At 36.9% G+C, this 7609-nt stretch carries 7 protein-coding genes; 1 reads left to right on the top strand and 6 read right to left on the bottom strand.

Annotated elements, in window-relative coordinates; genetic code table 11:
- A partial coding sequence (locus VL047_RS08540; RefSeq protein ID WP_325359704.1) for a TolC family protein occupies positions 1-573 on the bottom strand: 573 nt, incomplete at its 3' end.
- 63 nt (positions 574-636) lie between these two features.
- Between VL047_RS08540 and VL047_RS08535 the strand changes: the two genes are divergently transcribed.
- A complete protein-coding gene (locus VL047_RS08535; RefSeq protein WP_325359703.1) occupies positions 637-1248 on the top strand; it encodes a polysaccharide deacetylase family protein in 612 nt (203 codons plus the stop codon).
- A 1-nt stretch (position 1249) separates the two neighbouring features.
- Here VL047_RS08535 and VL047_RS08530 read toward each other — a convergent pair whose 3' ends face one another.
- Genes VL047_RS08530 through rny form a run of 5 tightly spaced genes read right to left on the bottom strand, consistent with a single transcriptional unit; the run spans position 1250 to position 7508 of the window.
- Positions 1250-2029 (bottom strand): DUF4249 domain-containing protein, encoded by a 780-nt coding sequence (locus VL047_RS08530; protein ID WP_325359702.1) that lies wholly within the window; start codon positions 2027-2029, stop codon positions 1250-1252.
- 4 nt (positions 2030-2033) lie between these two features.
- On the bottom strand, positions 2034-4370 hold the full coding sequence (locus VL047_RS08525) for a TonB-dependent receptor (RefSeq protein WP_325359701.1): 2337 nt from the start codon (positions 4368-4370) through the stop codon (positions 2034-2036).
- 10 nt (positions 4371-4380) lie between these two features.
- Positions 4381-5400, bottom strand: a complete 1020-nt coding sequence (locus VL047_RS08520; protein ID WP_325359700.1) for a glycosyltransferase family protein — start codon at positions 5398-5400, stop codon at positions 4381-4383.
- Positions 5401-5429: 29 nt separating this feature from the next.
- Complete coding sequence (locus tag VL047_RS08515) at positions 5430-5948, bottom strand: DUF962 domain-containing protein (protein ID WP_325359699.1); 519 nt, start codon at positions 5946-5948, stop codon at positions 5430-5432.
- 6 nt (positions 5949-5954) lie between these two features.
- Positions 5955-7508, bottom strand: a complete 1554-nt coding sequence (gene rny, locus VL047_RS08510) for a ribonuclease Y (RefSeq protein WP_325359698.1) — start codon at positions 7506-7508, stop codon at positions 5955-5957.
- Positions 7509-7609 lie beyond the last annotated feature (101 nt).

The raw sequence follows: 7609 nt of genomic DNA, 5'->3' as shown, positions 1-7609 counted from the left end.
GTCTGCCAGGGTTTTGTTCCCTACCTCATAATTGATCTGCTCTACCTCCAATTGGGACTGCGAGAGGGCCAGCTGTTGCTCTCCGGCAGCAAGCAGGTCTTGGTTGGTCAATGCTTCCAGGTAGTTGGTCACCACCGAAAGGACCAGGTCGCTCTTGATCTTCTCAATGTTACTCTGGTCGGCCAGCAACAAATACTTATTAGCCGATACCTGGTTGGTCCGTGCAAAGCCCTGAAATACGGAGGCCGAAGCGTTCAGGCTTCCGTTCAGTGAATTGGTGGACTGGTTGATCAGGCTGCCTGTCAACTGGTCGAAGCTCTTTCCCCAGCGCAGGTTTCCGTCTACCCCGGCATTCACCGTGGGAAAGAAGTTCATCCGGGCCTGTTTAACATCCTCCTCGGTCAGGGCTGCTTGAAGGGAGGCCTGCTTTACCTGAAGATTGTTATTCAGAGCTTGGTTCAATGCCTCCTCCAAAGTCAAAACCTCTTGTGCCTGGCTCGAAAATGAAAAAAGCAAACATAACACTGACAAGGCAATTGGTAGCATCTTCATAAAACCACATTCTTTCTTCATTCGATTATATTATTTTATCATTGCAAATTAGACCTCTCAACTAAATTCCTATCTTTGACCAACATGTGGTATCCAATAAAATCTCCCTTTTGGCTGCGTTGGTTATATCCGCAGCTCACATGGCATCGTAGTCGTAAGCATCCCTGCTTGTATTTAACGTTTGACGATGGACCTATACCAGATGTTACACCTCAAGTTTTAAATATTTTAAAAAGCTATGGTATAAAAGCTACTTTTTTCTGTGTTGGAGATAATATTAAAAAACACCCTGAAATATTTAAACGAATTTTAGAAGAAGGACATCAAGTAGGGAATCACACTTACAATCATCTTAAGGGATGGCGTACTTCCAAAGAGGATTATATAAAGAACATTGAACTTTGCAGTACATTAACTGAAACAAAACTATTTCGACCTCCTTATGGAAGAGGCACACGTGCTCAATATGCACAGCTGAAAAAAGATTATGAGATAATTATGTGGGATGTTATGAGTGGAGATTTTGATGAGAAATTAGATCCGGAAGCATGCTTAAATAATGTTATAGACAATGCAGAAAACGGTTCTATTATTGTTTTTCACGATAATATTAAAGCTTCTCCAAGAGTCACTTATGCTCTTCCCAAAGCCATTGAATACTGGCTAAATGCCGGATATGAGTTTAAAACCTTATAAATTACTCGACGGTAAAATAGATACCGCTAACGGAATAAGCAGAAAAATAGCCCAATGCACCGTTTGAAAAATTAGATATCGGATTTCCCGGTGATGCTGATGAACCGTTTTGAGATTGAACTCCCTTCCAATAGTTAAAGCTTGCTTCATCTATATTTCGCAATTCAACAATTACATCATCTTTTTCTTTCAGCTCAAGTGAAAAATCATCTAAATTCTGGACCGTGTTCTTTCCATCGGTATACTTATCATTAAAAACGAATACTGAACTGTTAACTTTCCCATTTACTATCAACTGGAAAAAATAATAGTTCTTTACTCCGGGTGGATCCTGGTACGAAATGATCGGAGTTTTACGAGAATCGTCAAAAGAGTTAACTCTCACTCCTATCGAATCAATCTGAACCAATGGAGGCATAGTTGATTCAGCTTGATAGGTTTCTCCGGCATACTTAACAGCGATACCATACGTACTTCCGGGCCTTCCCCAGAAATTATCTATAATATACCTACCGGCCTCTACCTCTTTTAATTTACGCCAAGGTTTGCCATCTTCATTTAAAAATACTTCTGCATTCCCTACAGGCACTCTTCCTGATTGGGAATTAAAAGGTTGCATTTCGGATATCAAAACTTCTTGTCGAGTAAACAAATCATTAACTCTACCCTCAATTACCAGAATTGGCTCTACTTCTTTTAAAGACAATTCAATTACACTCTCACAAGCTGCCAAAAAGAACACATAAACAAAAAGAAATAAAAGTTTAAATGGAGCTTTCATGATTTTAAAATTTAAAATTCCAAGTAACAGAAGGTATCATTCCAAACAACGAGATCTTATACGCTTCGGTTATATCTTTGTTATTCTCATTCTCCCGAAAATCAATAATATAGGCATTCTTACGACCGTAAGCATTGTATAGTCCAAAATCCCAAGTTGACCTGAACTTTGATTTAGACTTCGGCTCGTACGTAAACCCTAAATCTAACCGATGATAGTAAGGCATTCTATATCCATTTCGTTCTGAATAATACCAAACAGGCTTCTCATTGACGACATATTTTCCACTTGGAAATGTAATCGCATTACCGGTACTGTAAATGAAAGTGCTCGAAAAGCTCCATTTATCATTTATCTGATACATCGCAACCAGCGATAGGTCATGAGTTCTATCTTGTCTGGCAGCAAACCAATTACCTTGATTAATCTCATCGAATTGGCGCTCACTTCTTGATAAGGTATAGCTTATCCAACCATTTAATTTCCCCTTACTCTTTTTCAAGAACAGCTCCAATCCATAAGCTCTTCCCCTACCATATATCAAATCGGCCTCTACATTGGGATTGGCCTGTATATCAGCATTCGTTTTAAAATCAATTTGATTTCTCATGTCCTTATAGTAGAGCTCTGTTGAGAATTCTAACTGATCGTCATTGATTGTCCTGAAATAACCTATAGCACCTTGATCGGCCAATTGTGGTTTTATATTTTGACTACTCATCATCCAAACATCTGTTGGTAACGAAGCAGTTGAATTGCTTAACAAATGTAAATTCTGGCTATTTCTATTGTAAGAGGCTTTTACACTGGATACCGGGTCTATCTTATAATTAATAGAAAAACGAGGCTCAAGAACGAAATAGCTTTTTACAAGCTTTGAACCAGCGTAGCTTTTACTATTAACAATATCTCCATCCGAATCATATTCGTTAAACGTTCCCGGACCTGTTGCCAAAAAACTAGAAAGGCGAAAACCATATAACATATTTATACGATCCGATGGGCTCCATTCGTGAGATATGTAGGTATCAAGTTCAACCCCCGATCGAGACTCAGACTCCAGACTAGAATAGGTACTTGTATCTCGAGAAATAAAATTAGCCGGACTAATCTTCTGTTTTAAAACATTCAAACCAAAACGAAATATATGATTCGATTTTGCATAAAATTGAAAATCCTGTTTCAAAGTATAACTCCGAATTAATGATGCAATATTAAAATTAGCATCGTTATCAAAAACGTCGACGTTATAATTAAAATCACCGTAAATCAATGATGTATTTGAAAACAATCGAGGATTATAAATATGATTCCACCTCAATGTAGCTGTAGAATTTCCCCAATCAAATCCAAATGACTTAGCATAACCTAACACATCTTTACCAAAATATCCAGATAGATATACGGTATTCCGTTCATTAAATTGATAGTTCGCTTTTAAGTTTAAATCATAAAAATATAAGGAGCTGTTATTAATCGTTGAGTCTTTAGATAATTTCAAAAACATATCAGCATATGTTCTGCGGGCGCTCACCATAAACGAACCCTTATCTTTCTTAAGCGGTCCCTCTAATGCAAATCTTGATGCAATAAGTCCAATCCCTCCCTGAGCCTTAAATTCCTTTTTGTTTCCATCAAGCATACTAATATCCAAAACAGAAGACAATCGTCCGCCATATTGAGGAGGCATGCCTCCTTTATAAAGAGTAACTTCTTTTATAGCATCCGAATTAAATGTTGAAAAAAAACCAAAAAGATGGGAAGCATTATATACCGTGGCTTCATCCAGAATAATCAGGTTCTGATCTATCGCACCACCTCTAACGAAAAAACCACTATTACCCTCACCACCAGATATTACTCCGGGTAAAAGTTGAATTGTTTTCAGAACATCCTTCTCGCCAAACAAAACAGGAACTTTCAATATCTCCCCCATTTTAAGCTTATTTGTCCCCATAACGGAAGAGTTCAGAATCTCCCTTTGAGAATCAGCATTTATTTGCACTGCATCTAAGGTATTGCCAATATCTAAAAGGATAACCATTGATGTATCCCTATTTATTGTAAGCTTCTGTCTTTTAGTTTGATAACCAACAAAGGAAACATTTAGATCGTATTCACCCGGAGGGGTTGTTAGGGAGAAAAATCCATAAGCATTGGTTCTCCCCAGGGTATTTTCCTTATTGACAATATGAATGGATGCGCCCGCTATTGTTTCTCCCGATAAAGAGTCTCGAACCGTTCCGCTTATAGAATAAAGCTGCTGTCCAAAGGAATCACTCAAAAACAGGCTAAGAGTAAGTACAAAAACAAGTCGAAAAACTACAAATTTCTGCACCATTGTATCAAACTCAAATAATGGGTAATAATTGCTTGTTCTCGCGATTTTTATAATTACTCAAGATATTTGTAAGAATATCTTCAACTTGATTCTCATAATTAACCTCAATTACATTCTCACTGTTAATCCAGTGATGAATATAAATATCATTCTCAGGTTTAATATTCTTGATAACCGGAACCCCTAATTCTTGCAAAGCTGCGGCATTTAAATGTTGCTCGTATTGATTCTTCATAGGAATCACTAATAGCTTTTTCTTAAGAAACAAGGCTTCCGCAGGCGTTTCAAATCCTGCGCCGCATAATACACCCTCGGATGAAGCCATACTTTCAACGAACTTCTCATTATCAATGGGTTGAATCCTAACATTTTCCGACACAATGACTCCTTTATTATGTTTAGAATACACATCCCATTTAACTTCTGGAAAACGAGAAAGATAGCTCATCAATAAATGATCGTCATAGGAAGGAAGATAAACCGTATAATGTCCTTTGTTTGTTATCTTCTGATCACGAATTTGTTTTCGAATTATAGGTGTATAAAAGGTAGGGCCATATGATTTGAAATGAAAACCATAAGTTTCATTACTTGGGGCATAATGTTTCATAATGAATTTCCCCAGGCGGTCTATCTCTTCAGGCTTTGGTGCCATATCATGTATAGCGGCTGCTTGGTGACTAAGGCTTATACAGTGCTTATCCTTTAAACTACATGCCCATGCAGAAACCGGCTCAAAATCATTAATAACAAGATCATAGTCATTAACCGGACAAGCGTTTACTTCTTTTATAAATAACCGGAATTGTGAATGAATAAAAGTTTTCCACAGATCAACCCCACCAGACTTACCGAAGATAAAGCTTAATCCTTTTAATCGAAACTTAACCTCAAATGGCAATTGAATATCCGCTTGAGTTCCACTTAATAAGATATCAACATCTGCTATCTTCTTTAAGCTGGGAACAACATCCATCGCTCTGCATAGATGACCATTCCCAGTTCCCTGTATGGCATATAAAACTTTCATCTTCTCTTTCCTTAACAAAGAAAATTTATTTAAATGGGTATCCTAACCCTCTTATAAACTTTAGCTAATAACCATATTGGTCCTATTAAAAAGAATTTCAAACTTATTAAAAAAGAAGGTCTCTTACCCTCAATTTTATGTCCGATAAACTGTCCGATCCATGATATTATAAAGATTAGCAAACATACTAACCAAAGAGCCGGTCCGCCTGCTAATTCCCAATATTCTAATTGAACAATTAAATAACTAAAAAATCCGATTATCAATAACATCCCATACGATAAGGTAGGAGATAGTTTCAAATAATAATAAATAGAAAATGCAACTACGAAGGAAGCCCAATTAACAAAACCATTATACTTACCTAGTAATTCGATATAAGGAAAAGGAATACTCCATATCAAACCGAAAATACCGAATGAAATAAGAGGAATACATATCCAATGAATCAAAATATTTGTCGGATTTTGATGACTATCTGCATATTGAAGAAAAAGCGCATCAAGCTTACTCATAGGTTTCCTATTCCGAACACTCTTTTTAGTCATAGCATTCTATTTTGCAAATGAAACAGAACGAGTTTCTCGGATTACAGTTACCTTTATTTGTCCTGGATAGGTCATTTCAGTCTGTATACGGTTAGAAATATCTGCCGCTAAAACTTCTGATTGTGCATCAGATATCTTTTCACTTTCAACTACCACTCTTAATTCGCGCCCAGCTTGAATTGCAAAGGTCTTTTCAACACCAGGGTATGATAAAGCAAGTGATTCCAGATCTTTCAAACGCTTAATATAGCTTTCAACAACTTCTCTTCTTGCTCCAGGTCGAGCGCCCGATATAGCATCACAAGCTTGAATAATCGGCGAAATCATTGATGTCATTTCTATTTCATCATGGTGAGCTCCAATAGCATTACACACATCAGGATGCTCTTTATATTTTTCTGCAAGCTGCATACCTAAAAGAGCATGTGGTAGTTCAGGATTATCATCTGGCACCTTTCCTATATCATGAAGTAAGCCCGCACGCTTCGCCATTTTAACATTTAAACCTAATTCTGCGGCCATTGTTGCACAAAAGTTTGCTACTTCTCGCGAGTGTTGCAGTAAGTTTTGACCATAAGAAGATCTATAACGCATTCTACCTACCATCCTGATTAGTTCAGGGTGTAATCCATGAATACCTAAATCAATTACTGTTCTTTCACCAATTTCTACAATTTCATCATCAATTAGCTTCTTCGTTTTAGCCACTACCTCTTCAATACGAGCCGGGTGAATACGACCATCAGTAACCAATCTATGTAATGCCAAACGCGCTATTTCCCGACGAATAGGATCAAAACCAGATAAGATAATCGCTTCAGGCGTATCATCAACTATAATTTCAATTCCAGTTGCAGCTTCCAAAGCCCTGATATTTCGGCCCTCTCTTCCAATCACCCTACCTTTAATTTCATCACTTTCAATATGGAAGATAGAAACGGTATTCTCGATTGCACTTTCTGTAGCTTGTCTCTGAATTGTTTGAATAACAATTTTCTTTGCCTCTTTGCTAGCGGTTAATTTAGCTTCCGCAACAATATCTTTTATTTGGCTAAGAGCCTTCGTACGAGCCTCTTCTCTCAAATTATCAACTAATTGATTCTTTGCTTCCTCAGCTGATAAACCAGCTATGGACTCTAATTGAGTAATTTGTTGAGACTTTAGATTTTCAACTTCTTCTTGTCGTTTTTCATTTAAATCAACTAGTCTTTCCAGATTCTTACGCTGATTCTCTAAATCCTGAGACTCGCGATTAATCTTCTCTAAACGTTGATTGATAGATTGTTCTTTCTGACGTACATTATTTTCTCGTTGATTAAGAGTATTGTTTCTCTGACTAACCTCAGTTTCATGCTCAGATTTCAATTGAAGGAATTTCTCCTTAGCTTCCAATAGCTTATTCTTTTTTAAATGCTCTGCATTTTGTTCAGCTTCCTTTAATATCTTTTTTGCTTTATTCTGAACAGCAAGTTCCTGTTTCTTAAAGACAATTCGAAGAAGATATCGGCCTATGACTATTCCTATCGCGAGACCTAAAATGATGTATAGTATTGATTCCATATTTATTTTCAAATATTATGAGTCTCTAATCCTTAAACTCAAACTCCATTTATTATTATCAAAAAAAAACCGCAGAAAACAAGGGCTCCATATATTAAAAA

Source organism: Albibacterium sp. (assembly GCF_035514885.1).
In the GTDB taxonomy this organism is placed as follows: Bacteria; Bacteroidota; Bacteroidia; order Sphingobacteriales; family Sphingobacteriaceae; genus Albibacterium.
Note: the sequence above shows the minus strand (reverse complement) of the source record. Positions and strands in the feature narration are given on the sequence as shown.